Source organism: Streptomyces sp. CA-142005 (assembly GCF_050942335.1).
In the GTDB taxonomy this organism is placed as follows: Bacteria; Actinomycetota; Actinomycetes; order Streptomycetales; family Streptomycetaceae; genus Streptomyces.
In genome coordinates this window covers 3,252,311-3,275,723 of sequence record NZ_CP192078.1, presented here as the reverse complement: position 1 = coordinate 3,275,723, position 23,413 = coordinate 3,252,311, and the positions used below count along the sequence as shown (strand labels likewise).

At 72.0% G+C, this 23,413-nt stretch carries 25 protein-coding genes; 8 read left to right on the top strand and 17 right to left on the bottom strand.

The features are described 5' to 3' along the window. Positions 1-38 precede the first annotated feature (38 nt). Positions 39-407, bottom strand: a complete 369-nt coding sequence (locus tag ACQPXS_RS15550) for an arsenate reductase family protein (RefSeq protein ID WP_433449814.1) — start codon at positions 405-407, stop codon at positions 39-41. A 220-nt stretch (positions 408-627) separates the two neighbouring features. Here ACQPXS_RS15550 and ACQPXS_RS15545 point away from each other — a divergent pair, with 220 nt between their 5' ends. Then, positions 628-942, top strand: coding sequence for a hypothetical protein (locus tag ACQPXS_RS15545; RefSeq protein ID WP_433449811.1), 315 nt, complete (start codon positions 628-630; stop codon positions 940-942). A gap of 78 nt (positions 943-1,020) precedes the next feature. Here the strand turns inward: ACQPXS_RS15545 and ACQPXS_RS15540 are convergent, their stop codons facing one another. Further along, positions 1,021-1,767 carry an alpha/beta hydrolase gene (locus tag ACQPXS_RS15540; protein ID WP_433449808.1) on the bottom strand — a complete coding sequence of 249 codons (747 nt, stop codon included), beginning with the start codon at positions 1,765-1,767 and terminating at the stop codon, positions 1,021-1,023. 137 nt (positions 1,768-1,904) lie between these two features. On the opposite strand from ACQPXS_RS15540, the gene ACQPXS_RS15535 reads away from it, so the two are divergent. Beyond that, positions 1,905-2,183: a hypothetical protein gene (locus ACQPXS_RS15535; RefSeq protein ID WP_433449807.1), complete on the top strand. Its 279-nt coding sequence runs from the start codon at positions 1,905-1,907 to the stop codon at positions 2,181-2,183. A 16-nt stretch (positions 2,184-2,199) separates the two neighbouring features. Here the strand turns inward: ACQPXS_RS15535 and pspAB are convergent, their stop codons facing one another. From pspAB to glnA, 4 genes are all read right to left on the bottom strand, one after another. After that, the gene (pspAB, locus tag ACQPXS_RS15530; RefSeq protein WP_433449806.1) at positions 2,200-2,784 is read right to left on the bottom strand and encodes a PspA-associated protein PspAB; all 585 of its coding nucleotides are present in this window, start codon (positions 2,782-2,784) and stop codon (positions 2,200-2,202) included. A 3-nt stretch (positions 2,785-2,787) separates the two neighbouring features. Continuing rightward, positions 2,788-3,708 (bottom strand): zinc metalloprotease HtpX, encoded by a 921-nt coding sequence (gene htpX, locus ACQPXS_RS15525; protein ID WP_433449804.1) that lies wholly within the window; start codon positions 3,706-3,708, stop codon positions 2,788-2,790. A gap of 162 nt (positions 3,709-3,870) precedes the next feature. After that, positions 3,871-4,125, bottom strand: coding sequence for a hypothetical protein (locus ACQPXS_RS15520; RefSeq protein WP_351798477.1), 255 nt, complete (start codon positions 4,123-4,125; stop codon positions 3,871-3,873). A gap of 350 nt (positions 4,126-4,475) precedes the next feature. Beyond that, positions 4,476-5,885, bottom strand: coding sequence for a type I glutamate--ammonia ligase (gene glnA / locus ACQPXS_RS15515; RefSeq protein WP_351798485.1), 1,410 nt, complete (start codon positions 5,883-5,885; stop codon positions 4,476-4,478). Positions 5,886-6,095: 210 nt separating this feature from the next. On the opposite strand from glnA, the gene ACQPXS_RS15510 reads away from it, so the two are divergent. After that, positions 6,096-6,566, top strand: a complete 471-nt coding sequence (locus ACQPXS_RS15510) for an RDD family protein (RefSeq protein WP_351798488.1) — start codon at positions 6,096-6,098, stop codon at positions 6,564-6,566. A gap of 104 nt (positions 6,567-6,670) precedes the next feature. Further along, positions 6,671-7,171 (top strand): flavin reductase family protein, encoded by a 501-nt coding sequence (locus ACQPXS_RS15505; protein ID WP_351798491.1) that lies wholly within the window; start codon positions 6,671-6,673, stop codon positions 7,169-7,171. Between the two features lie 24 nt (positions 7,172-7,195). Here the strand turns inward: ACQPXS_RS15505 and ACQPXS_RS15500 are convergent, their stop codons facing one another. From ACQPXS_RS15500 to lipB, 4 genes are all read right to left on the bottom strand, one after another. Next, positions 7,196-7,885 (bottom strand): DUF4191 domain-containing protein, encoded by a 690-nt coding sequence (locus ACQPXS_RS15500; protein ID WP_351798493.1) that lies wholly within the window; start codon positions 7,883-7,885, stop codon positions 7,196-7,198. 77 nt (positions 7,886-7,962) lie between these two features. Continuing rightward, a complete protein-coding gene (locus tag ACQPXS_RS15495; RefSeq protein WP_208901281.1) occupies positions 7,963-8,160 on the bottom strand; it encodes an SCO2195 family GlnR-regulated protein in 198 nt (65 codons plus the stop codon). 244 nt (positions 8,161-8,404) lie between these two features. Continuing rightward, positions 8,405-9,370 carry a lipoyl synthase gene (gene lipA / locus ACQPXS_RS15490; RefSeq protein ID WP_365334655.1) on the bottom strand — a complete coding sequence of 322 codons (966 nt, stop codon included), beginning with the start codon at positions 9,368-9,370 and terminating at the stop codon, positions 8,405-8,407. A 119-nt stretch (positions 9,371-9,489) separates the two neighbouring features. Then, complete coding sequence (gene lipB, locus ACQPXS_RS15485) at positions 9,490-10,287, bottom strand: lipoyl(octanoyl) transferase LipB (protein WP_356315818.1); 798 nt, start codon at positions 10,285-10,287, stop codon at positions 9,490-9,492. Positions 10,288-10,526: 239 nt separating this feature from the next. Between lipB and ACQPXS_RS15480 the strand changes: the two genes are divergently transcribed. After that, a complete protein-coding gene (locus tag ACQPXS_RS15480; RefSeq protein WP_351798503.1) occupies positions 10,527-11,996 on the top strand; it encodes a regulator in 1,470 nt (489 codons plus the stop codon). Between the two features lie 49 nt (positions 11,997-12,045). Here ACQPXS_RS15480 and ACQPXS_RS15475 read toward each other — a convergent pair whose 3' ends face one another. After that, positions 12,046-13,410, bottom strand: a complete 1,365-nt coding sequence (locus tag ACQPXS_RS15475; RefSeq protein WP_433449802.1) for an NAD(P)/FAD-dependent oxidoreductase — start codon at positions 13,408-13,410, stop codon at positions 12,046-12,048. Positions 13,411-13,593: 183 nt separating this feature from the next. Then, complete coding sequence (locus ACQPXS_RS15470; protein WP_433449801.1) at positions 13,594-14,490, bottom strand: TIGR01777 family oxidoreductase; 897 nt, start codon at positions 14,488-14,490, stop codon at positions 13,594-13,596. 583 nt (positions 14,491-15,073) lie between these two features. Between ACQPXS_RS15470 and ACQPXS_RS15465 the strand changes: the two genes are divergently transcribed. Next, complete coding sequence (locus ACQPXS_RS15465) at positions 15,074-15,553, top strand: GNAT family N-acetyltransferase (protein ID WP_356315810.1); 480 nt, start codon at positions 15,074-15,076, stop codon at positions 15,551-15,553. Positions 15,554-15,556: 3 nt separating this feature from the next. Here the strand turns inward: ACQPXS_RS15465 and ACQPXS_RS15460 are convergent, their stop codons facing one another. Then, a complete protein-coding gene (locus ACQPXS_RS15460; RefSeq protein ID WP_433449800.1) occupies positions 15,557-16,741 on the bottom strand; it encodes a MarP family serine protease in 1,185 nt (394 codons plus the stop codon). A gap of 679 nt (positions 16,742-17,420) precedes the next feature. On the opposite strand from ACQPXS_RS15460, the gene ACQPXS_RS15455 reads away from it, so the two are divergent. Further along, entirely contained in the window at positions 17,421-18,191 is a 771-nt protein-coding gene (locus tag ACQPXS_RS15455; RefSeq protein WP_433455826.1) for a peptidoglycan recognition protein family protein, read from the top strand. Between the two features lie 72 nt (positions 18,192-18,263). After that, on the top strand, positions 18,264-18,509 hold the full coding sequence (locus ACQPXS_RS15450) for a hypothetical protein (RefSeq protein WP_433449799.1): 246 nt from the start codon (positions 18,264-18,266) through the stop codon (positions 18,507-18,509). Between the two features lie 11 nt (positions 18,510-18,520). Here ACQPXS_RS15450 and ACQPXS_RS15445 read toward each other — a convergent pair whose 3' ends face one another. The 4 genes from ACQPXS_RS15445 to aceE form a co-directional block, all read right to left on the bottom strand. After that, entirely contained in the window at positions 18,521-19,039 is a 519-nt protein-coding gene (locus ACQPXS_RS15445; RefSeq protein WP_365334658.1) for a DUF4240 domain-containing protein, read from the bottom strand. Between the two features lie 66 nt (positions 19,040-19,105). Further along, positions 19,106-19,333, bottom strand: coding sequence for a WYL domain-containing protein (locus tag ACQPXS_RS15440; protein ID WP_433455824.1), 228 nt, complete (start codon positions 19,331-19,333; stop codon positions 19,106-19,108). Then, the gene (locus ACQPXS_RS15435) at positions 19,330-20,346 is read right to left on the bottom strand and encodes a helix-turn-helix transcriptional regulator (protein WP_433449797.1); all 1,017 of its coding nucleotides are present in this window, start codon (positions 20,344-20,346) and stop codon (positions 19,330-19,332) included. Before ACQPXS_RS15435 ends, ACQPXS_RS15440 begins: the two co-directional genes overlap by 4 nt. Before the next feature lie 95 nt (positions 20,347-20,441). Next, entirely contained in the window at positions 20,442-23,144 is a 2,703-nt protein-coding gene (gene aceE / locus ACQPXS_RS15430; protein WP_433449795.1) for a pyruvate dehydrogenase (acetyl-transferring), homodimeric type, read from the bottom strand. Positions 23,145-23,413 lie beyond the last annotated feature (269 nt).

Sequence of the window (23,413 nt, the reverse complement as noted above, 5' to 3'; positions counted from 1 at the left end):
TGAAGTGCGCTGCGTCACAGAGGGGTTGGGCACGCGGCTCAGGCCTTGTCGTGCGCCAGGGCTTCCCGTACCGCGTCCTCGGAGCGGGCGACCAGGGCCGTCCCGTCGTCGGCGGTGATGATCGGCCGCTGGATGAGCCTGGGATGCTCGGCGAGCGCGACGATCCACCGGTCGCGGGTGCCGGCGTCCCGCGCCCACTCCTTGAGGCCCAGTTCCTTGGCCTCGGCCTCCTGGGTGCGGGTGATGTCCCACGGTTCGAGCCCCAGCCGCTCCAGCACGGCCCTGATCTCGTCCTCGCTCGGCACGTCCTCCAGATAGCGGCGGACGGTGTACTCGGCTCCCTCGGCGTCGAGCAGGCTGATGGCGCTGCGGCACTTGGAGCAGGCCGGGTTGATCCAGATTTCCATGCCGCACACGGTACTCGGCCCCGGCTCTGTTCGAATTTCCGACGCCCCGGCAGCCCCTCCTCGACCGCCTGTCACGCCCTCCAAATCCCCCTCTCCACCTGGGCATTCGGCTGCCTTCGCGGACCCCCGATTGTCAGTGGCCGCCGGTAGACTGGAAGCAGTGTTCGAGACAGTCGCCGGAAACCCGGAGGGCTGCCCTGACCGCGACAGGAGGATGCCCGTGCCCGCTGCCGCCCTGAAGCCGAAGCCGTTGCCCACCCAGTCCACCGCCAAGCATCCCGTGCTGTTCGACTCGCCCTACGAGCCCGTGGTGAAGCGGCCGCTGCCGGCCGGACGGCCGCGCGAGTGGTACGTCACCCACAACCGCCGCCTGAAGGCCATGCGCCTGGCGATAGCCCTGCTCGACTCCGGGATCTACCAGTCGGCCCAGGCCCGCGACGACACGATCCGCAGCACGGCGGAGGAGATCGGCATGCGCCCGCCGTCCGACACGACGTGCCACATGGTGCGCGCGTTCATGCGCTACAACCGCTGAAAGCCCGCACCGACGCCGGGTGCCCGTCTTCCCGGAGGCACCCGGCGTCCCCCGCCGCCCGCCGCTCTCCGGCCGGGCCTAGGCCGATGCGGCCTCCGCCGCCGCACGCTCGTCCGACTCCGCCAGGACGCACTCGACGAACTCCCGCCGGTCCCCGGCGTGATCCCGGAACCACGACCCCAACCGGTGCTCCGCCTCGGGGAGTTCGAAGCGGGTGTACCGGGCCCGCGCCGCCAGAGCGTCCTGCACGGCCTCGGTCACGGCCGGCGGGATGACCGCGTCGGTGCCCGGGACCGCCAGCACCGCCCGGCCCGCGTACGCCCGGAACATCTCCAGCGCCCGTGAGCTCCGCCAGCCGGCCGGCGTGCGGATGATCTCGCTGAAGCGGCCCTGGCCGTTCTCGAACGGCAGCTCCCAGGCCTCGGGCGCGTAGACGGCCGGCGCGCACAGGCCGACGGCCACCACCCGTGGGCCGTAGTGCCGTACGAGATCGGCTACCGTCTGGCCGCTCATGCTGAAACCGACCAGCACCAGCGGGGAGTCCGCGGGCGCGTGCGCGTCGACCACCGCCACCGCCTGCTCGAACCGGCGGCGCAGGCTCAGTTCCGCGAGGGATCCTGTGCTGTCGCCGTGACCCGAGAAGTCGAAGGCCAGGGCATGGCGGCCGCGCTCGGCGAAGTCCCTGAGCAGCGGCAGGAGGCGCTGCTTGCTGCCGTTGCCCGCGCCGTGCAGCAGCACCGCCGTGGCCCGGCCGGGTGCACCGGCCGTCAGGCCGCTGAGTCGTTCGCCGTCGAAGTCGTGGGTGAATGCGGAGAGTTCGTTCACGGGGTCATTCACTCATGGCGGGCGCTCGCCGGGTGGAAAACGGGATGCGCTCCCCGTCGTCGCCTCCCTACTCTGAACAAACGGCACGAAGCCGACACACTCCACCCCCGCCACACTCACCCCTACGGAGGTCCGTCATGCGTGGCATCGTCGCGTCCGGGACCGTCGTCCTGGTGATCCTCGGAATCGGAAACCATCTGTGGTGGCTCGCCGCCGTCGCGCTGCTGTACCTGTACGCGAAGCAGGGACGCGGTTCGCCCGGCACGCCACCGCCCGCCGGCGCCGGCACCCCGCCCACGCCGGAGAGCTACCGCGCCTACCGCGACCGCCGGGACCGGCTGGCGAAGTGGGAGCGCCGCTACCGCCGGGAACGGCCCTTCGAGACCCGCCGGCAGGAGCGCGAGAAGAGCAGGTGAGCGACGGCGTCCCCGGTCACAGACCGGGGGCGCCCCACACCGGGAACCAGCGGCCGAGGTCCTGCTCGATCCGCAGCTCGTTCCCGAGCGCCGCCTTCACCTGCAGCTCCAGCGCGTTGTCCCGCCGCTCGGCCGCGCCGGGCAGCGGAGCGAACGGATAGAAGGTGCCCCGCTTGTAGAGGTAGACCATCGCCAGCCTGCGGCCGCCGTCGTCCGTGAAGGCGGCCAGCGAGCACAGCAGCTGCGGGCCGAAGCCGTTGATCTCCATCGCGCTGTTCACCGCGTGCAGATCGTTGACCAGCTCCGGCAGCTGCTCGGGGCTGCGCGCGGACACCAGCCAGGAGTAGCCGTAGTCGTCCCGGCGCAGCTCCACCGGCGGACCGCTGCGGTCGGTGTCCGCGTCCAGCAGCGCCTGCACCTCCCGGTGGGTCTGCTCGAACGCCGAACCCTCCACCGTGGCGAAGCACACCGCACCGGTCCCGGTCGGTGTGAACCCGGCCGCGGCCTGAAGGGTCACGGCCGCCGAGGGCAGCGCGAAGAGCTGGTCGAGATCGGGCGCGACCGGTTTCGTGCGGCCCAGCAGGATGTCCAGCAGCCCCAAGGCTCAGCCCGCCTTCCCCGGAGTGGCGGCCTCGCCCAGCTCCGCCGAGATCCGGCCGAGCTGCTCCAGCCGCTGCTCCAGGGTCGGGTGCGTGGAGAAGATCCGCTCGATGCCCGGCTCCTTCCCGGTCGCCGGGGTGAAGTAGAAGGCGTTGAAGGCCTGGGCGGTGCGCAGGTCCTTGGTCGGGATCCGGGCGATGTCCCCGGTGACCTTGATGAGCGCCGAGGCAAGGGCCGACGGGCGGCCGGTCAGATGCGCGGCCGCGCGGTCCGCCGCCAGCTCCCGGTACCGGGACAGCGCCCGGATCAGCAGGAAGCTGATCGCGTACACCGCCGCGGAGACACCCATGATCGCGGCGAAGACGGCGGCGGTGTTCTGGTCCCTGCGGCCCCCGCCGAAGAGCTGCGAGTAGAAGGCGAACCGCACGATCAGGCCTGCCAGCACGCCGAGGAAGGACGCGACCGTGATCACGGCGACGTCCTTGTGCGCCACGTGCGACAGCTCGTGCGCGAGCACGCCCTCCAGCTCGGCCGGCTCCAGCCGCCGCAGCAGCCCCGTGGTCACGCAGATCACGGCGTGATCGGGGTTACGGCCGGTCGCGAACGCGTTGGGCATGTCCATGTTGGACACCGCGACCACCGGTTTGGGCATGTCGGCCAGTCCGCACAGCCGGTCGACCACCGCGTGCAGCTCGGGATACTCCTCGCGCTCCACGACCCGGCCGTGCATCGCGAACATGGCGATCCGGTCGGAGAACCAGAACTGCGCCACGAACATCGCCCCGACCACCACGACGACCAGCACCCAGGACTTCAGCAGCGCGATCAGCGCGGCCACGAACGCCACGTACAGCAGACCGAGCAGGAACATCGTCAGACCCATGCGCACGGTCAGCCGTCGGTCGCTCCGGAAGCGGCTCTGCATCTTGCATCACCCCGCAGTCAGGCACTCGTCCCGCTGTCCAGTGTGCACCAGCCGATTCCCATGAACAGGTCCCGAACGCCCCTAGGAGCGGCAAAACGTACCTGGGAGTCGACCGGCCGTCGCCGAGCGTCCCCGGTCACCGTGCGCCGGGTACGACCCGTCCTAGCGGGAGGAGCCGAACTGCAGCAGCCCGATCAGCACCATGACCGCGATCACACAGCCGAAGACCACGGCCGTCGACGCCCATGACGCCCGGCGCGGCACCGGCTCGGGATCGGCGCGGAAGGGCGCCGGGCTGGGCGGGTTCTCCTTCCAGCGCGCGGCCAGCATCCGGGCCCGGGCCGAGGGCTCCTTGTGCTCGGCGGAATTCGCCCAGCGGTGATCGAACTCCCGCTCCCAGTCGTCCTGTTCCGTCATCCCCGTTCAACCTCTCTCGTCCGGCAGGGTCAGGAGGGATGATCCCCCGGAAGTAGGAAGTCCGGTAAGCGGGAAAAAGTTCCCTCGCCCCGGCGGCCGGGCCGGCGGCGGCCGGCCGAGCGACGCGGCGGACGGGACGACGACGCCGTCCAGGTCCTCGATCGTCGCGAGCGCGCCGTGGTGCCGCTCGGCGGACACCTCGGCGACGGCCGTCTCCGCCCAGCTCGGTGCCGGGGAACGCGTGCGGCGACTGTTCGACGACCACCGCCTCGCCCTCGGGCGCATCCGGCCGCACGGGGAAGGCCCCCCGGCCGAGCCGGGGGGCCTGTCCAGTCCGCGGGGACCGTCTGTCACACGTCGAAGTACAGCTCGAACTCGTGCGGGTGCGGACGCAGCTGGAGCGGCGCGATCTCGTTGGTGCGCTTGAAGTCGATCCACGTTTCGATCAGGTCCGGCGTGAACACGTCGCCCTGGAGGAGGAACTCGTGGTCGGCCTCGAGCGAGTCGAGGACGGCCGGCAGGGAGGTCGGGACCTGGGCGACGTTCGCGTGCTCCTCGGGAGCCAGCTCGTACAGGTCCTTGTCGATCGGCTCGGCCGGCTCGATCTTGTTCTTGATGCCGTCCAGGCCCGCCAGCAGCAGGGCCGAGAAGGCCAGGTACGGGTTGCCGGAGGAGTCCGGGGCGCGGAACTCGACGCGCTTGGCCTTCGGGTTCGAGCCCGTGATCGGGATACGCATCGCGGCGGAGCGGTTGCGCTGCGAGTACACCAGGTTGATCGGCGCCTCGAAGCCCGGCACCAGACGGTGGTACGAGTTCACCGTCGGGTTGGTGAAGGCCAGCAGCGACGGGGCGTGCTTGAGGATGCCGCCGATGTAGTAGCGGGCGGTGTCCGACAGGCCCGCGTAACCGGCCTCGTCGTAGAACAGCGGGTCGCCGTTGCTCCACAGCGACTGGTGCACGTGCATGCCCGAGCCGTTGTCACCGAAGATCGGCTTCGGCATGAAGGTCGCGGTCTTGCCGTTGCGCCAGGCCACGTTCTTCACGATGTACTTGAACAGCTGCAGGTCGTCGGCGGCGGCGAGCAGCGTGTTGAACTTGTAGTTGATCTCCGCCTGACCGGCGGTGCCCACCTCGTGGTGCTGGCGCTCGACCTTGAGGCCGGCCTTCTCCAGCTCCAGGGAGATCTCGGCGCGCAGGTCGGCGAAGTGGTCGACCGGCGGGACCGGGAAGTAGCCGCCCTTGTAGCGGACCTTGTAACCACGGTTGTCCTCGAGGGCACCGGTGTTCCAGGCGCCGGCCTCGGAGTCGATGTGGTAGAAGCTCTCGTTCGCCGTGGTAGCGAAACGGACGCTGTCGAAGACGTAGAACTCGGCCTCGGGACCGAAGTACGCGGTGTCCGCGATACCGGTCGACGCGAGGTAGGCCTCGGCCTTCTTCGCCACGTTGCGCGGGTCACGGGAGTACTGCTCGCCCGTGATCGGGTCGTGGATGAAGAAGTTGATGTTGAGGGTCTTGTCCCGGCGGAACGGGTCCACACGGGCGGTGGACAGGTCCGCGCGCAGGGCCATGTCGGACTCGTGGATGGCCTGGAAACCACGGATCGACGATCCGTCGAAGGCGAGCTCCTCGTCCGGGTCGAACGCCTCAACGGGCACCGTGAAGTGCTGCATGACGCCCGGCAGGTCGCAGAAGCGGACGTCGATGAACTTGACGTCCTCGTCCGCGATGAACTTCTTGGCCTCGTCGGCGTTCTGGAACATCCAGCTCCTCCTACTCCCGACCGTCCTCGCCGGGGTGGTAGATCGTTCGTGCGGCCAGTGCGGTGGCACACGCTGGTCATGACCCTAGGGACGGGTGATTTCTCGGGCGTGACCCATTTGTTTCGCAGAAGTTAACCGGCCACGTGTCCACCGTAGCTCTGACACACCCCTCGGCACAGTGCGCGAAACCGGGCGCAGTACCGTTGACGGGTGGACAACAGGCAAGCACTCGGATCGTGGCTCTCCGGGCCCCGCGCGGCCATGGAAGAGGCCGGTGCGGACTTCGGCTACCGGGGTGAGCAGCTCGGCCTCCCCAAGGAGGGCCCGAACTCCATCGCCCGGCCCGGCCGCCGGCTCGGCGCGCTGGCCGTGGACTGGGGCCTGAGTGTCCTGATCGCATACGGCTTGATCACGGATGGCTACAAGGTCCCTGCCACGAGTAACTGGGCGCTCGGCGTCTTCTTCGTGATGAGCGTGCTGACCGTGGGCACGATCGGCTTCACCCCGGGCAAGCGGCTGCTCGGCATCCGGGTGGTGGCCCTGGAGACCGGCACGGTCAATCCGCTGCGGTCCATGCTCCGCACGGTCCTGCTGTGTCTCGCCGTCCCGGCACTGATCTGGGACCGCGACGGACGCGGGCTGCACGACCGGCTCGCGAAGACCGTCGAGGTCCGGGTCTGACCGTTCCCGGCCGCGGCCGAGCGACCCCTGCCCGTCCGCACCCGGCATGGCCCATATGCATCCATCCGGTTGCCCGGTCACACCGTCGGCGGCATCGTCGCCGTATGACCGATGCTCAGGATGTGATGGCGGCCGAGGTGACGCCGGAGGAGTTCCGGGACGCCATGGCGCGCTTCCCCTCGGGCGTGGTGGTGGTGACCGCCTGCTGCGAGGACGGCACCCCGCGCGGCTTCACGGCGAGCTCCTTCTGCTCCGTCTCCCTGGAGCCGCCCCTGGTCCTGGTGTGTCTCGCGGACGCGGCCGACTCGGCGGCGGTCTTCGCACGGTGTGAGCACTTCGCGGTGAGCGTGCTGGCCCCGGAGCACCAGCCGCTGGCCGTGCTGTTCGCCACCAAGGGCGCGGACAAGTTCTCCGACGCCCTGCTGCAGCCGAGCCCCTCCGGGCTGCCGGCGGTGCGGCAGGCGCCCGTACAGCTGGACTGTGCCGCATACGCGCGTTACCCGGCCGGGGATCACTCGATCCTGATCGGCCGGGTAACGGGAGTGCGGCTGGGCGAGGGTTCGCCGATGGTCTACTGCGAGCGGGAGTTCCGGCGCCTGTCCTGACGGGCCGGCACCACTTGGCTGGGCTCAGCGGCCCTTCGGCATCCGCATGCCCTTGGGCATGGGACCCTTCGGCAGCGGCATGTTGCTCATCAGGTCGCCCAGGGCCCGCAGCCGGTCGTTGGTGGCCGTGACCTGGGGGCCGGTGAGCACGCGCGGGAGCTTCAGCATGGTCGTGCGCAGCTTCTTCAGCTCGACCTGGCCCTCGCCGTTGCCGACGATCACGTCGTGCACGGGTACGTCCGCGACGATCCGGTTCATCTTCTTCTTCTCGGCGGCCAGCAGGCTCTTCACCCGGTTCGGGTTGCCCTCGGCGACCAGCACGATGCCGGCCTTGCCGACGGCCCGGTGCACCACGTCCTGGCTGCGGTTCATCGCCACCGCCGGAGTCGTCGTCCAGCCCCGGCCGATGTTGTCCAGCACGGCGGCCGCGGCGCCCGGCTGACCCTCCATCTGGCCGAAGGCGGCGCGCTCGGCCCGGCGGCCGAACACGATCGCCGTCGCCAGCAGCGCGATCAGCAGGCCGAAGATGCCCAGGTAGATGGGGTGGCCGATCAAGAAGCCGATCACAAGGAAGACAGCGAGGGTGCCGATGCCGACGGCCCCGAGTACAAGACCGATCTTCGTGTCGACCTTGCGGGTCATCTTGTAGGTGAGAGCGATCTGCTTCAGTCGCCCTGCGTTCGCGGCGTCCGCCGCGGGTTCCTTCCTCGCCATGTCAGGAAGTCTACGTGGCCCCGGGAGTGCGGACGACGGCAGTGCCCGGGGGAAAGCGGGAAAGCGGTCGGGAGGGCTCAGGAGCGGCCGGCGGCCTGCTCCAGGAAGCGCTGCGCCTCGACCCGGTCCTTGGCGCGCCGGCGGTCCTCCAGCACGGAGGTCCACGCGTTGCGCCGGGCGGTGCGCTGACCGCCGCTCATGAGCAGGGACTCGACGGCGCGGAGAGCGTCGGTGAAGGACGGGATGGCGGTGGCGCGTACGGGCGCGGCCTGCATGATCGAGGTCCCCCCTCGGATCGGTGGTGTACGAGCGGTGATACCAGAGTCACTGATTGGTGTTACCAGGGCGTGTCCGACCGGTCAAACACCAATGAAGCCTTGATATGGAGCGCTGAAACGCCGACGCGGCCCTGACGGTGGCCCTCATCAGCGAGGACGGTCAGAACCGCGTCGACTCGGCCATTACTGGCCAGTAGTTACTTGTGCGCGAATTCACACGGTTGGCGCACGCGCCGGGCGCTCACACCGCCTGGGTGGCGACGAACGAACCCCGCTTCTCGATGGCCATCTGGTACAGGCGCCCGGCACGGTACGAGGACCGCACCAGCGGACCCGACATCACACCGGAGAAGCCGATCTGCTCGGCCTCCTCCTTCAGCTCCACGAACTCCTGCGGCTTCACCCAGCGCTCGACGGGGTGGTGCCGGACGGAGGGGCGCAGGTACTGGGTGATGGTGACCAGCTCGCAGCCGGCGTCGTGCAGCTGCTTCAGCGCCTCGCTGACCTCCTCGCGGGTCTCGCCCATGCCGAGGATCAGGTTGGACTTGGTCACCAAGCCGTAGTCGCGGGCCTCGGTGATGACCTTCAGGGAGCGCTCGTAGCGGAAACCGGGGCGGATCCGCTTGAAGATCCGGGGGACCGTCTCGACGTTGTGCGCGAAGACCTCGGGGCGGGAGGAGAAGACCTCCGCCAGCTGCTCGGGGACCGCGTTGAAGTCGGGGGCCAGCAGCTCCACCTTCGTGCGGCCGGCCTCGCGGTCCGCCGTCTGCGCGTGGATCTGGCGCACCGTCTCGGCGTACAGCCAGGCGCCGCCGTCCTCCAGGTCGTCGCGGGCGACGCCGGTGATGGTGGCGTAGTTCAGGTCCATCGTGACCACGGACTCGCCGACGCGGCGGGGCTCGTCGCGGTCCAGGGCCTCGGGCTTGCCGGTGTCGATCTGGCAGAAGTCGCAGCGCCGGGTGCACTGGTCGCCGCCGATGAGGAAGGTCGCCTCGCGGTCCTCCCAGCACTCGTAGATGTTGGGGCAGCCGGCTTCCTGGCAGACCGTGTGCAGGCCCTCGCTCTTCACGAGGTTCTGCATCTTCGTGTACTCGGGGCCCATTTTCGCCCGGGTCTTGATCCACTCGGGCTTGCGCTCGATGGGGGTCTGGCTGTTGCGGACCTCCAGGCGCAGCATCTTGCGTCCGTCGGGTGCGACTGCGGACACGACCGGCTCCCTAAGCTTTGATTCTTCGGCGCACACCAGGGTACGCCCGTGTTCATAGCGCCCTGCCGACGAGATCAACCTCGCGGTCGCAGGGCGCATTCCCCCGGACGGCCGACGGCTCAGGCGGACGCCTTCTCGATCACCCGCGGCTTGAGCTCCGCGTTCTCCAGGATGTCCTTCAGGTGCTTCTCGACCACCGGCAGGACCTCCTCGATCGTGACGTCCCGGCCCAGCTCGCCCGCGAGGGAGGCGACCCCCGCGTCCCGGATCCCGCACGGGATGATCCGGTCGAACCACTTGTTGTCGGGGTTCACGTTGAGCGCGAAGCCATGCATCGTGACGCCCTTGGCGACCCGGATGCCGATCGCGGCGATCTTGCGGTCCTCGCGGCGCTGGCCGGCGTTGGAGGGAGCGTATTCGGGGCCGTTGAGGCGGGGGTCGAACTCCTCGTCCTGCAGCCGCGGGTCGAAGTCCAGGGACAGCCCCCCGAGCGCCGGCCGCTGCTCGACCGGGTCGCCGAGCACCCACACCCCGCTGCGGCCCTCGACCCGGGTGGTCTCGAGGCCGAAGTCGGCGCAGGTGCGGATCAGCGCCTCCTCCAGACGCCGTACGTGCGCGACCACGTCCACCGGGCGCGGGAGCTTCTGGATCGGGTAGCCCACCAGCTGGCCGGGGCCGTGCCAGGTGATCTTGCCGCCGCGGTCCACGTCGATGACCGGGGTGCCGTCCAGCGGACGCTCGCTGTCCTCGGTGCGGCGGCCCGCCGTGTACACCGGGGGGTGCTCCAGGAGGATCACGGTGTCCGGGACCTCGTCGGCGAACCGGGCCGCGTGCACGCGGCGCTGCTCGTCCCAGGCCTCCTGGTAATCGACGGCATCCGCACCGAACCCCATGCGGACGAACCGCAACTCACTCACGGCAAGCGCCTCCCTCAGCGACCGGTGTGTCAGGCACGTAACGCGCCCACGCCACTGTACGTCCGACCCGCGTACGTCAGCCCTGCGGGCGTTTCTCACACGATCGGATGAATGCCAGGCGGAATGTGCGATCGCCTGCTCACTCTCCGCTACATTCGCGCCGTTCGTGAGGCCATAAGGGCTGCTCAAAGGCAAACCGGGCACTTCAGCAGCCCGGAAGGCAGGAGACCGCACCGCAGATGACGGACCGACCCGCGCAGCGCACCCCCAACCGCCAGCTCGCCGCGCTCATCGCAGAAGCGGGGTTCTCCAACGCGGGTCTGGCCCGTCGCGTCGACCAGCTCGGCCTGGAACACGGGCTGGACCTCAGATACGACAAGACCTCGGTCACCCGCTGGCTGCGCGGACAGCAGCCGCGGGGGACGACACCCGCCCTGATCGCCGAGGTCTTCACGCGCCGGCTCGGGCGCCGGCTCACGGCCCAGGATCTGGGCCTGGACGCCTGCGCGCCGGTGTACGCCGGGCTGGAGTTCGCGGCCACCCCGGAGGAGGCCGTCGACATCGTCAGCGGGCTGTGGCGCAAGGACTCCGGCAGCCACGCCGAGCTGCGCAAGATCGCCTTCACCCCGGCGGGGCTCGTGGTGCCCAGCCGGGACTGGCTGATCGGCAAGGCCGACGACAAGGTGGCCCGCGAACCGGCACCCCGGGTGCCCGCGCAGGGCCGCCCGGCCCCGGCCAAGCCCCAGGGCCGGCCGGTGCTCGCGATCCCGCCCCGGGCGCGCGGGCATGCCGAGCGCGCCCCGGGCCACAAGGTCACGGGCGGCGACATCAACGCGCTGCGTTCGGTCGGCGAGCTGTTCCGCACCCTCGACGACCGCTACGGCGGCGGCCACGCCCGGCAGGCCCTGGTGCGCTACCTGGAGCACGAGTGCGAGCCGATGCTCCGCGGCAGCTACGACGAGCAGACCGGCCGCAAGCTGTTCGCCGCGGCCGCCGACCTCACCCGGCTCGCCGGCTGGACCTCGTACGACATCGCCGCGCACGGGCTCGCCCAGCGGTACTTCGTGCAGGCCCTGCGGCTCGCCCAGGCGGCCGGCGACCGGGCGTACGGCTCCTTCGTCCTGGTCACCATGAGCCGCCAGGCCGTCTATCTCGGCCACGGCAGGGAGGCCGTGCAGCTGGCCCGGGTCGCCCAGCAGGGCATGGGCACGGGCGGCCCGCCGGTCGTGCAGGCGCTGCTGCACGCCTCCGAGGCGCGGGCGCACGGCGTGCTCGGCGAGGTGCGGGCGTGCACGGCGGCGCTCGTGCGGGCCGAGCGCGCGCTGGAGGCGGCCCGGCCCGGGGACGAGGTGCCGTACTGGGCCAGGTTCTTCGACGAGGCGCAGCTCGCCGACGAGTTCGGGCACTGCCACCGGGATCTGCAGCAGTTTCGGGCGTCCGCCCAGCACGCCGAACGCTCGCTCCAGCTCCGCGCGCCCTCCTACGCCCGCAGCCGGCTCTTCTGCCGCGTCGTCCTCGCCACGGCCCGCCTCGGCCTCGGCGAACTCGACCAGGCCTGCGCGCTCGCCGCCGAGGCGGCGGGGCAGGCCGCGGAGATGCGGTCCGCTCGCGCGATCGAGTACGTGCGGGACTTCGAACGCCGACTGGAGCCGTATCGGGACGCGGCACCGGTACGGGGCTACCGGGAGAAGGTGGCGGCGCTGGGGTAGCCCGCGCGGCCGCGTGCCGATACGGCCACGAGCCCCTGAAGGGGCGCGGTCACGCCGCCCTCGGCACAGTGGGCGCCGGATCCGCGCTGTTCAGGGAACCCGCCGCACCCAGGTCGGCCAGGATCGCCGCCGTCGCCCGGTGCGCCGAGTGCAGGGCGCCCTGGACCGTGCTGGTGTCGCGGTGGTCGCCGCAGACGTACAGGCCGGCCAGGAGGCGGACCGGGCGGCGCAGGTCGTGGGGTGGGCGCATGGCGGGGACGGCCTCGGCGGTGTGGTGGACCGCCAGGGTCTCCCAGCGGCGCGTCGAGCTGCCGTAGAGGCGGGCGAGGTGGATGCGGACCGCCGTGTCCACGCCTTCGGGCGGTGTGCCGAGCACCGTCGAGGAGATCAGCACCCGCCCGCCCGGGGCCCGGCTCGGGTCCACGTTGCTCAGCACGGCCGTGTGCGCCACCGGCCCGCCCCGGTCGGCGTCCAGCAGCAGCGAGGTGCCGGTCGAGAAGGCCGCCGACGGGTCGTCGGTGGTGTGGTGGACCACGGTCACCGGGTGGAAGTCCGGCACCCTCAGGCCCGGCAGCAGCTCCGCCGCGGCCCGCGCGTCGGTCGCCAGCAGCACCGCCCGGCAGCGGATCTCCCCGTGATCGGCGGTGGCGACGGACGTCGTGGAGACCGAGGTGACCCGTACGCCCGTGTGCACGGTGCCGGACGGCAGCGCCCGCGCCAGCAGCTCCGGCAGCATCTCCGCGCCGCCCTCCGGCACACACAGCCGGCCGCTCGCGAAGGCGTGCAGCGCGAGGTCGGCGCACCGGCTGGAGGTGCCGAGCTCCGGGTCGCACAGCAGGGTGGCGAGCAGCGGGCGCAGAAAGCCGTCGACCGTGCGCGGCGGCATCCCGCGCTGGGCGAGGGCCTGGCGGGCGGGCATCTCGGGCCGGGCCAGCACGCGTTCGACCGGGTTGGCGGCGATCCGGGCCAGTGCGGCGCCGAGCCGGGCCTGGTCCACCGCGCCGCCCACGGGCGCGCCGGCCCGGCCGGAGGTGGCCGCCGGCCCCCTGGGGGCGCTCGCGAGGGCGCGCACCGCATGGAGTGCGCCCCTTGCGCTCCTCCCGGCCGCCGGTGCGCCCGCGCGCTGGGTGCGTCCGTCGCGGTGCAGCAGGACGCCTGGCGCGAAGGTGCGCAGGACGAGGGAGTCCAGGCCCGGGGTCGTGCGGAGTTCGGGGTAGGACGTGGACAGCAGCTGTCCGATGCGGTCGAGCCGGAAGCCGTCGACCTTCTCCGTCGACATGCGGCCGCCGACGTAAGGGGCGGCCTCGAGGACTGCGGTCGAGATTCCTGCGCTGGTCAGCCGATGAGCCGCCGAGAGTCCGGCGATTCCGGCTCCCACGATGACGACGTCCACCTGGTACGCGGGCTCAAGCACGAGGCCCCTCCTGTGGTTGCGCGGCCGGTGGAGACGTCATGCCCCCAACAGGCTCCGGGGATACCCGAGTTCGCGTCGAGGTTAGGTCCGTGATCGGTCGCAAACAGTCGCGCATCAACAGGGCACGGTCGCATGGAGGTCGCATACGGTCACGTCTGTTTGCCGGTGTTGCAGACGCCGGGCTCACCCCGCGGAGCGAATCGCCTCCTCGATCCCCGGAAACGCGAACCGGAACCCCGACTCCAACAGCCGCTTGGGCAGCACGCGTTGGCTGCCCAGCACATCCCTCGCCATTTCGCCCAGCACCGCCCGCAGCACCGGCGCCGGGACCGCGAACGGGGCGGGGCGGTGCAGCACCCGCGCCATCGCCGCCGTGATCTGACGGTTCGTCAGCGGCTGGGGAGCCGTCAGGTTGAACGGCCCGGAGAGGCGGTCGTCGTCGATGAGATGGCGGATCGCGGCGACCTCGTCGTGCAGCGCGATGTACGACCAGTACTGCCGCCCGTCGCCCAACCGCCCCCCGAGCCCAGCCCGGAACAGCGGGAACAGCCGGCCCCAGGCACCGCCGCCCCGCGCCACCACCAACCCCGTGCGCGGGAACACCGTCCGCACGCCCGCCTCCTGTGCGGGCGCCGCCGCCTCCTCCCACTCCACGCACAGCGAGGGCAGAAAGCCGTGCCCCGGCGGGGCGTCCTCGTCCACCGCCCGGTCGCCGGTGTCGCCGTAGATGCCGATCGCACTGCCGCTGACGAAGACCCGCGGCGGCTCCGGCAACGCTGCCACCGCCTCCGCCAGCGCGGCGGTGCCCAGCACCCGGCTGTCCCGCAGCAGCCGCTTGTACGACGGCGTCCAGCGCCGGTCGCCGATCCCGGCCCCGGCCAGGTTCACCACCACGGCACAGCCGGCCAGCCCGCGCGCGTCGACGTACTGGCCCTCGGGGTCCCAGCAGACCTCGTCCGGGCCCGCGGCCGCCCGGCGCACCAGTCGTACCACCTCGTGCCCGTCCGCGGTCAGGGACCGCACCAGGGCGCTGCCGATGAGCCCGGACGCGCCGGCCACCGCGATACGCAGACGTTCCATGCCCCCAGCATGACCGCCCAACCCGCACACCATGCCCCCGACGCGGTCACACGGCCCGCATGCCATGCCCGCGCGGGGCGACCGTTCGGCTGGCATGCCGTGCCCGCGGCGCGACCCTGGGGCCCGCTTGCCGTGCCCGCGGCGCGGTCGTACGGGTTCGTATGCCGGGCCCCGGCGCGACCGTCAAGGTCCGCCCGCGATGCCCTTCGGCGCGCGCGTACGTCCCGTATGCCGTGTCCGCGCGACGCGACCCTAGGACCCGCGTGCCGTGCCCTGCCCGCAGCGCGGTCCTACGAGTCCGTATGTCGTACCCTGGCGCGACCGTTCGGCCCGCTGGCCAGGCCCTTCGGGGCGAACCTAGGGCCCGCACCCCATGCCGGCGCGCGTGCGGCTCGCATGCCGTGCTGCGGCGCGGTGCGGCCCGCATGCCACGCCTGCGCGGCGCGACCGTACGGCCCGCGCGCCATGCCCCCCGCGCGACCGGACGGCCGACGGAGATCCACCCCGGGCCCCGCCCGAAAATCACCCCTCCCGCCCGAAATCACGGTGAGGCGGCGTGGGGCGTCGCCGTAGGGTGATCGGCATGCTCGAGCCGTCCATACGCATCGCCGTGCCCGCCGACGAAGAGGGACTGGCCCTCCTCGACCGGTCCACCTGGTCCACGCTGCACGCCGTGTCGCCCCCGCCGGAGGGGCCGTTCTTCGACGAGCGCCATCTCCCGGAGGACTACCTGGTCGCCGAGGCCGACGGTCGCGTCGTCGGCTATGTCCGCATCGGCCGCCCGACCCCGCTCGCCTCCAACACGCACGTCCTGCAGATCCAGGGCCTCGCCGTCGCCGAGGAGGCCCGCGGGCGGGGTCTCGGGCGCGCGCTGATCCGGGCCGCCGTCACGGAGGCGCGCAGGCGCGGTGCACGGCGACTGAGCCTTCGCGTCCTCGGGCACAACGCCCCGGCCCGCGCGCTGTACGAGTCCGAGGGGTTCGCCGTCGAGGGAGTGCAGCCGGAGGAGTTCCTCCTCGACGGCGCCTACGTCGACGACGTGCTCATGGGCCGGCGCCTGTGACCGTCAGGAGCTGACCAGCTGGCCCGTGTCCACCGACACCGTCGCCGTGGCCGCGCGCCGGGCGTCGCCCGCCACCTCGTCCGCCGTCAGCGCGTACCCGGTCTCGGCGTCCGAGGTGGAGCGCGCGAAGACCACGCCGAACACTTTGCCGTCCGTGGTCAGCAGCGGGCCTCCGGAGTTGCCCGGCCGGACCGTGGACCGGATCGAGTAGATGTCCCGGGTGACCGCGCCGTCGTTGTAGATGTTCTGCCCGGTCGCCCGCACCCGGCTCGCCACCGTCGCCGCCTGCAGGTTCAGGCCGCCGTCCTGCGGATAGCCCGCGACCACCGCGGAATCCCCCCGTGCGGCGCTGGTGTCGAAGCTCAGCACCGGGGCGCGCAACCCGGGCACGTACAGCACCGCCACGTCCCGGTCGGGATCGAAGAGCACCACCCGGGCCGGGTACGACTGCCCGACGCCGCCGACCCGCACGCTCGGGTGGTCGATGCCCGCCACCACGTGCGCGTTGGTCATCACCCGGTGTGCGGCGAAGACGAAACCGCTGCCCTCGCGGCCCTCGTTGCCCGAGACGCCCTCGATCTTCACCGTGCTCAGCTTCGCGGCGCTCGTCGCGGCCGGGGTGACGCTGTCACCGGAGGGCCGGGCGACCTGGGCCGTCGACTCGTTCTCGAACGGGTTGAAGACCTGCGGGAAACCCGCCTCGGCCAGCGCCGACGTGGCCCGCGAGAACCACGCGGGCGTGGTGTCCGGCATCGCCTTCTGCACCGTGCCCAGCAGCGTGGAGTTCCGTATGGCCGAGTTCAGCGCCTGCGACGGGGCCGCGCCCAGGACGCTCGCCGCGACCCAGGCCACGATCAGCACCGCGACCGCGTTCGCCGCCGCGCCCCCCATCCCGTCCAGCACCCGCAGCGGGCCCCGGTCCAGCTCCCCGCGCAGCCGCAGCGCCAGCCGGCCCGCCAGTTCGTGCCCCACCACCGCGGGCACCAGCACCGTCACCACCGCGAGCGCCGTCGCCTGCGTCGTACCGCGCTCCACCAGGCCGGTCACCCAGGGCAGCACCCACACGCCGACGGCGGCACCGCCGACGAACCCGGCCAGCGAGACACAGCCGGCCACCAGCCCCCGCCGGTAACCGGACACCGCGTAGACGAGCATCACCAGCACGAGTACCAGGTCGAGCAGGTCCACGGAGCCGCCTTTCTCTCGGACCCCTCAGTACGGACGGGACGGGCCCGGTGATCAGTCACAGACACACGCGCACGGCCACCGGACGGTGAACCGGCCACGCTTGTATGTACCCCCAGAAACGTCCTGGACCGGGATGATGGTTCCGCCAGGTGGCAGAGTGCACATCGCGGGCATGGCCCGGCCGCCGGAGAGTGGCACCATGCACGTCGTCCGAAGAACACTGGAGACGCCCGGGAATCCACAGACCCCGGGCACGCTGGATATGCCGGAGACCGCCGGGGCGCCGGGGACTCGGGAAGTACCGGAGACCGCCGGGGCGGCGGGGACTCAGGGAATATCGAAGACCACTGGGACCCCCGAGGCGCCGGGGCTCCCCGGACCCCCGGAGACCGCCGGGACCGCCGAGGCGCCGGGGACGCCCGGACTCCCGGGGACCGCCGGGGGGACACCGGGCACGCCGGAGCCGGCGGAGACCGCTCGGGTGCCGCGTCGGACCGCGACGCGGGCGACCTCCCGGGCCCGGTCCGTCGCGAAGATACGAAGACGCCTCCTGGGGCTCCTGCTCAGGAGACACCCCGTGCCGCGGACGCCGTCGCCCGCGGAGGCCGAGGCGCCGCTCGACAGCCCGCACGAGCCGAGGTCGCGACGGCCATGGACGTGGCTGCGGTCCGTCCGGCGGATACCCGGCGTCCTGCTGGTGCTGCTCGGCTGTCTGCCCGGGCTGGTGGCCGTCCCCGTGCTCGCCCTGAGCGCCCGCAGCGCCGAGAGTTCCGCGGTGGCCCACTCCGACCGGCCCGCGCCGGTCACCCACCGCGCCCCCCGGCCGCACATCGTGCCCCGCTCCGTCTGGCTCGGCACCGCGGCGCGCCGCCAGCCGCCGCCGCGCTACGACGACAAGGTGGTCGCCGTCTTCCTGCACCACACCGACTCGCCGAGCAAATACGACTGCCGCGACGCGCCGGAGATCATCCGCCGCCTGTACGCCGGCCAGACCGGCGCCCGGAACTGGGACGACATCGGCTACAACTTCCTCGTCGACCGCTGCGGCACCATCTACGAAGGCCGCGCCGGAGGCATCGACCGGGCCGTCACCGGCGCCCACACCCAGGGCTTCAACCACCGCACCGCGGGCATAGCCGCGATCGGCACCTTCACCGCGGGCGTGCCCGTGCCCCGGCCCATGCTCGACTCGATCGCGGCGCTGGCCGCCTGGAAGCTGGGCCTCGCCGACATCGATCCGCGCGCGAGGGTCCGGCTGGTCTCCAGCAACAGCCTCAGCCGCTACCAGGCCGGCACCCCGGTCACCCTGCCCGTGCTGGCCGGCCACAACGCCGGGTTCATGACCAGCTGCCCCGGCGCCGCGCTCACCGCCCGGCTCCCCGAGATCAGGGAGCAGGCCGCGCGCCTGCAGGGCCGGACCACCCTGGTATGGCCCATAGGAACCCCCTAGGCGCCACGCAGCCCGCTCCGAACCCCGCGTCCTACGGTCGTGGACAGCACAAGCCGACCGGAGGTGGGGATCATGAACAGCAGTCGTACCCAGGCGCGGGCCACGGCCGAGCCCACGGAGCGGGCGCACCGGACGCGGACCGCGCGGGGACCCTGGGCGGTGCTCTGCGCGGTCGCGACCGTCGTCCTCGGCCCGGCCGCGGCCACCGCGTCCGCCCTCGACCAGGCCAATGCCGCGCCGCCGCACCACGTGGTGCGGGCCGAGCGGCCGCAGGCGTATCTGCCGGCCGACAGCCTCCGCAGGCGTTCGGCCGGCTGAGCCGGGGCGGGCTATTCCCGGAAGCGGTCCCACAGCCGGGGGAAGCGTGCGGCGAGCGCCCGCTCGTTCTCGAAGTCCACCGGGGAGCCCTCCGGTTCGGCGGGCGCCGGGGCGATGCCCAGGTCGGGCGCGACGGTGCCGGTCAGCTGCTCATAGGCCTCGTCCGCCGCGTAGCCGAGCTCCTCGCCGTCGCCGTCGATCTCCTCGTCGAACTCGTCCAGCAGCTCCGCCAGCGAGTCGGGATCGTGCAGGGCGCCCTCGTAGACCTCCCGGCCCTGGCCGATCAGCCAGCACCGGAAGAAGTCGAACGCGTCGTCGCTGGCCCCGTCCAGCAGCACCCAGGCCGCGCCCCACAGATCCCAGCGGTAGGCGCGGTTGTAGCGGGCCTCGAAGTGACGGGCGAAGTCCAGGATCATGTCGGGGTCCAGCTGGAGCAGCCGGTCCACGAGCGCGTCGGCCTGTTCCTCGGGATCGCCCTCGGCGGCCTCGCGGGCGGCGTCGATCAGCTCCCAGAACTCCGTCTCGTCCATCACGCCACCAGCATCGGGCCTCCACCGGTGGGACGCACGCGGAGTACGCCGGAGTACGGCGGATCGTTATCCGGTGTGCGAACCGGCGTCCGTACGGCCGTGCGGACGCGGGCCGCCGTACAGCGCGGCCAGCCGCGCCGCGTCCGCCGCGAACCGCTCCCGCAGGCTCCGAGGGGCCAGCACCTCCGCCTCCGCGCCGAGCGTCGTCAGCTGGGCGTGCGCCACCTCCTCGGACTCCACCGGCAGCGTCACCGTCACCCAGCCGGCCCCGTCCGGCTCGACCGGCCCGCTCAGCGCCTCCTGCGCGGACGCGGGCCGCCGTACAGCGCGGCCAGCCGCGCCGCGTCCGCCGCGAACCGCTCCCGCAGGCTCCGAGGGGCCAGCACCTCCGCCTCCGCGCCGAGCGTCGTCAGCTGGGCGTGCGCCACCTCCTCGGACTCCACCGGCAGCGTCACCGTCACCCAGCCGGCCCCGTCCGGCTCGACCGGCCCGCTCAGCGCCTCCCGCGCGGACAGCGGATCGACGGCGTACCGCAGCATGCGCGCACCCTCCGGGGACAGCCGTACGACGACCTCGGCGCGCAGGATCGAGCGCGCGAACCGCTCGGCCTGCGCGGCCCAGTGGCCCGGCAGATCGAAGTCCGGATCCCGCGCGAACTGTTCCTCCAGGGGTTCCACGGCGCCGAACCGGTCGATCCGGTAGGTGCGGAAGGGGCCGTCGCCGGTCCGGCAGGAGCCCCCGCCGGCCACCCGTGCGCACAGGTACCAGACGCCCGCCTTCAGCACGAGCCCGTACGGCTCCAGCACCCGCTCCACCTCGGCCTCGCCGCGCCGGTAGCGGGCGCTGACGCGGCGGTCGTCCCACACCGCCTCCGCGACCGCCGGCAGCAGCGCGGGTGTCTCCGGCTCCCGGAACCAGGCGGGCGCGTCCAGATGGAACCGCTGGGCGGCGCTGTCCGGGGCGTCCCGCAGCGACGGCAGCAGCGCCGCGGACACCTTCAGCCGGGCGGCGGAGTGGGCATCCCCGAGCCCCATCTCCCGCAGCGCCGCCGGGACCCCGCTCAGGAACAGCGCCTCCGCCTCGCTCCTGGCCAGCCCCGTCAGCCGCGTCCGGTATCCGCCGACCAGCCGGTACCCGCCGGCCCGCCCGCGGTCCGCGTACACCGGCACCCCCGCCTCCGACAGCGCCTGCGCGTCCCGGGTGACCGTCCGCTCCGACACCTGAAGCTCGCGGGCGAGTTCGGCCGCGGTCATGGCGGGCCGGGACTGGAGGAGGAGCACCATCTTGATGAGCCGGGCGGCACGCATGCGTTCATGATGCCGGGGGCCACTGACAGCGGAAGGGGCACGGCAGGTCGCCGTACCCCTTCCTCAGGACCTCGGTGCGCGAGGCCTTGTGCTGCTTACAGCCCGTACTTCTCCCGGGCCTCCTTGACCGCCGTGGCCTTCACCTCGCCGCGCCGGGCGAGCTGGGCCAGGGCCGCGACGACGATCGACCGGGCGTCGACGCCGAAGTGGCGGCGGGCGGCCTCACGGGTGTCGGAGAGGCCGAAGCCGTCGGCGCCCAGCGAGGACCAGTCCTGCTCGACCCACTGCGCGATCTGGTCCGGGACCTGGCGCATGTAGTCGGAGACGGCGAGGACCGGGCCCTCGGCGCCCTGCAGGGCCTGGCGGACGTACGGCACCCGCTCCTCGCCGCGCAGGAGGGCGGCGTCCGCCTCCATCGCGTCACGGCGCAGCTCGGACCAGGAGGTCGCCGACCAGACGTCGGCCGCGACACCCCACTCCTCGGCGAGCAGCTTCTGGGCCTCCAAGGTCCAGTGGATCGCCGTACCGGAGCCCAGCAGCTGGATGCGCGGGGCGTTGGCGGCCGGGGACAGGCCCGCGGACTCCGCCGTGTTGAAGCGGTACAGGCCCTTGACGATGCCCTCGTCGATGCCGAGGCCGGCCGGCTTCGCCGGCTGCGGCAGCGGCTCGTTGTACACCGTCAGGTAGTAGAAGACGTTCTGGTCCTCGCCCGGCTTGGCCTCGCCGTACATCCGGCGCAGACCCTCACGGACGATCACCGCGATCTCGTAGGCGAACGCGGGGTCGTAGGTCAGCGCGGCCGGGTTGGTCGCGGCGATCACCGGGGAGTGGCCGTCGGCGTGCTGCAGGCCCTCGCCGGTCAGGGTCGTACGGCCCGCCGTCGCGCCGACGAGGAAGCCGCGGCCGAGCTGGTCGCCGAGCTGCCACATCTGGTCGGCGGTGCGCTGCCAGCCGAACATCGAGTAGAAGATGTAGAACGGGATCATCGCCTCGCCGTGCGTCGCGTACGCGGTGGACGCGGCGATGAAGTCGGCCATCGAACCGGCCTCGGTGATCCCCTCGTTGAGGATCTGGCCGTTCTTGGCCTCCTTGTAGTACATCAGCTGGTCGCGGTCGACCGGCTCGTACGTCTGGCCCTTGGGGGAGTAGATGCCCAGGGACGGGAACAGGCTCTCCATGCCGAAGGTGCGCGCCTCGTCGGGGACGATCGGCACCCAGCGCTTGCCCGTCTCCTTGTCGCGGACCAGGTCCTTGACCAGGCGGACGAAGGCCATCGTGGTGGCCACGTTCTGCGAGCCGGAGCCCTTGTCGAAGGCGGCGAAGGCCTTCTCGGCCGGGGCCGGCAGCGGGGCCAGGGCGTGCGTGCGGCGGGCCGGGGCCGGGCCGCCGAGGGCCGCGCGGCGCTCCTGGAGGTAGCGGACCTCGGGGGAGTCGGCGCCCGGGTGGCCGTAGGGGACCACGCCGTCGACGAAGTCGCTGTCCTTGATCGGCAGGTCGAGGCGGTCGCGCATCGCCTTGAACTCGTCCACCGTCAGCTTCTTCATCTGGTGGTTGGCGTTCTTCGACGCGAAGCCCTCGCCGAGGGTGTGGCCCTTGACCGTCTGGGCCAGGATCACGGTCGGCGCGCCCTTGTGCGAGACAGCGGCCTTGTACGCGGCGTAGACCTTGCGGGCCTCGTGACCGCCGCGCGAGAGGTGGAAGCACTCCAGGATCTTGTCGTCGCTCAGCAGCTTCGCCATCTCGGCGAGCGCCGGGTCCTTGCCGAAGAAGTCGGCGCGGATGTAGGCGGCGTCGCGGGTCTGGTACGTCTGGACCTGCGCGTCCGGTACCTCGCGCAGGCGGCGTACCAGCGCGCCGGTGGTGTCGAGGGCGAACAGCTCGTCCCAGGCCGTGCCCCACAGCGTCTTGACGACGTTCCAGCCGGCGCCGCGGAACTGGGCCTCCAGCTCCTGCACGATCTTGAAGTTGGCGCGGACCGGGCCGTCGAGGCGCTGCAGGTTGCAGTTGATGACGAAGGTGAGGTTGTCGAGCTCCTCACGTGCGGCGAGCGCGATGGCCGCGGTCGACTCGGGCTCGTCCATCTCGCCGTCGCCGAGGAAGGCCCAGACGTGCGAGGCGGAGACGTCCTTGATGCCGCGGCTGGTGAGGTAGCGGTTGAAGCGCGCCTGGTAGATCGCCGACAGCGGGCCGAGGCCCATGGAGACGGTGGGGAACTCCCACAGCCAGGGCAGGCGGCGCGGGTGCGGGTACGACGGCAGGCCGTTGCCGCCGGCCTCCTGGCGGAAGTTGTCCAGGTGGGCCTCGTTCAGGCGGCCGTCGAGGAAGGCGCGGGCGTAGATGCCGGGGGAGGCGTGGCCCTGGATGTACAGCTGGTCGCCGGAGCCGTCGCCCTCCTTGCCCTTGAAGAAGTGGTTGAAGCCGGTCTCGTACAGCCAGGCGGCGGAGGCGAAGGTGGCGATGTGGCCGCCGACGCCGTGCTTCGCGCCACGGGTCACCATCGCGGCCGCGTTCCAGCGGTTCCACGCGGTGATCCGGGCCTCCATCTCCGGGTCGCCGGGCATGTCCGGCTCGGCGGAGGTGGGGATGGTGTTGACGTAGTCCGTCTCGAGGAGCTTCGGCAGCGCGATGCCGCCCGCCTCGGCGCGCTCCAGCGTGCGGCGCATCAGGTACGCGGCGCGGTGCGGCCCGGCCTCCCTGGCGACGGCGTCGAGGGAGGCCTGCCACTCGGCGGTCTCCTCCGGGTCGCGGTCGGGGAGCTGGTCGAGCGCGCTCGGCTGGATGGCGTTGGGGTCGGTCATGTCGCCGCCTTCCTCAGTCGAAGGGGGTTCCCTCATCGGTAAGGGTTCGGGGGTGCCCTAGGTCTTTGGCAGGACAGGGCGGGGACTTCGGTGGAAGTCCGTCGGCGACTGTAACTCCCTGATCGATGATCGATCAAAGGGTTGAGGGGGAAAAAGTCTCGATTCCGAGAAAGTCGGCACGCGGTGCCTTGACAGATGGCACCGGGTGACGCCGAATCGCCTTGTTTTCGCAGGTGGGACGGCGTCTGAGCGGGGGCCCGCTCGACTGA

What these genes read in the sequence shown, in the direction of transcription:
- ACQPXS_RS15550 (WP_433449814.1), bottom strand. Translation starts at nt 407, where the DNA reads ATGGAAATCTGGATCAACCCGGCCTGCTCCAAGTGCCGCAGCGCCATC.
- ACQPXS_RS15535 (WP_433449807.1), top strand. Translation starts at nt 1,905, where the DNA reads ATGCGTGGCATCGTCGCGTCCGGGACCGTCGTCCTGGTGATCCTCGGA.
- htpX (WP_433449804.1), bottom strand. Translation starts at nt 3,708, where the DNA reads ATGCAGAGCCGCTTCCGGAGCGACCGACGGCTGACCGTGCGCATGGGT.
- ACQPXS_RS15520 (WP_351798477.1), bottom strand. Translation starts at nt 4,125, where the DNA reads ATGACGGAACAGGACGACTGGGAGCGGGAGTTCGATCACCGCTGGGCG.
- glnA (WP_351798485.1), bottom strand. Translation starts at nt 5,885, where the DNA reads ATGTTCCAGAACGCCGACGAGGCCAAGAAGTTCATCGCGGACGAGGAC.
- ACQPXS_RS15505 (WP_351798491.1), top strand. Translation starts at nt 6,671, where the DNA reads ATGACCGATGCTCAGGATGTGATGGCGGCCGAGGTGACGCCGGAGGAG.
- ACQPXS_RS15500 (WP_351798493.1), bottom strand. Translation starts at nt 7,885, where the DNA reads ATGGCGAGGAAGGAACCCGCGGCGGACGCCGCGAACGCAGGGCGACTG.
- ACQPXS_RS15495 (WP_208901281.1), bottom strand. Translation starts at nt 8,160, where the DNA reads ATGCAGGCCGCGCCCGTACGCGCCACCGCCATCCCGTCCTTCACCGAC.
- ACQPXS_RS15480 (WP_351798503.1), top strand. Translation starts at nt 10,527, where the DNA reads ATGACGGACCGACCCGCGCAGCGCACCCCCAACCGCCAGCTCGCCGCG.
- ACQPXS_RS15470 (WP_433449801.1), bottom strand. Translation starts at nt 14,490, where the DNA reads ATGGAACGTCTGCGTATCGCGGTGGCCGGCGCGTCCGGGCTCATCGGC.
- ACQPXS_RS15465 (WP_356315810.1), top strand. Translation starts at nt 15,074, where the DNA reads ATGCTCGAGCCGTCCATACGCATCGCCGTGCCCGCCGACGAAGAGGGA.
- ACQPXS_RS15450 (WP_433449799.1), top strand. Translation starts at nt 18,264, where the DNA reads ATGAACAGCAGTCGTACCCAGGCGCGGGCCACGGCCGAGCCCACGGAG.
- ACQPXS_RS15445 (WP_365334658.1), bottom strand. Translation starts at nt 19,039, where the DNA reads ATGGACGAGACGGAGTTCTGGGAGCTGATCGACGCCGCCCGCGAGGCC.
- ACQPXS_RS15435 (WP_433449797.1), bottom strand. Translation starts at nt 20,346, where the DNA reads ATGCGTGCCGCCCGGCTCATCAAGATGGTGCTCCTCCTCCAGTCCCGG.
- aceE (WP_433449795.1), bottom strand. Translation starts at nt 23,144, where the DNA reads ATGACCGACCCCAACGCCATCCAGCCGAGCGCGCTCGACCAGCTCCCC.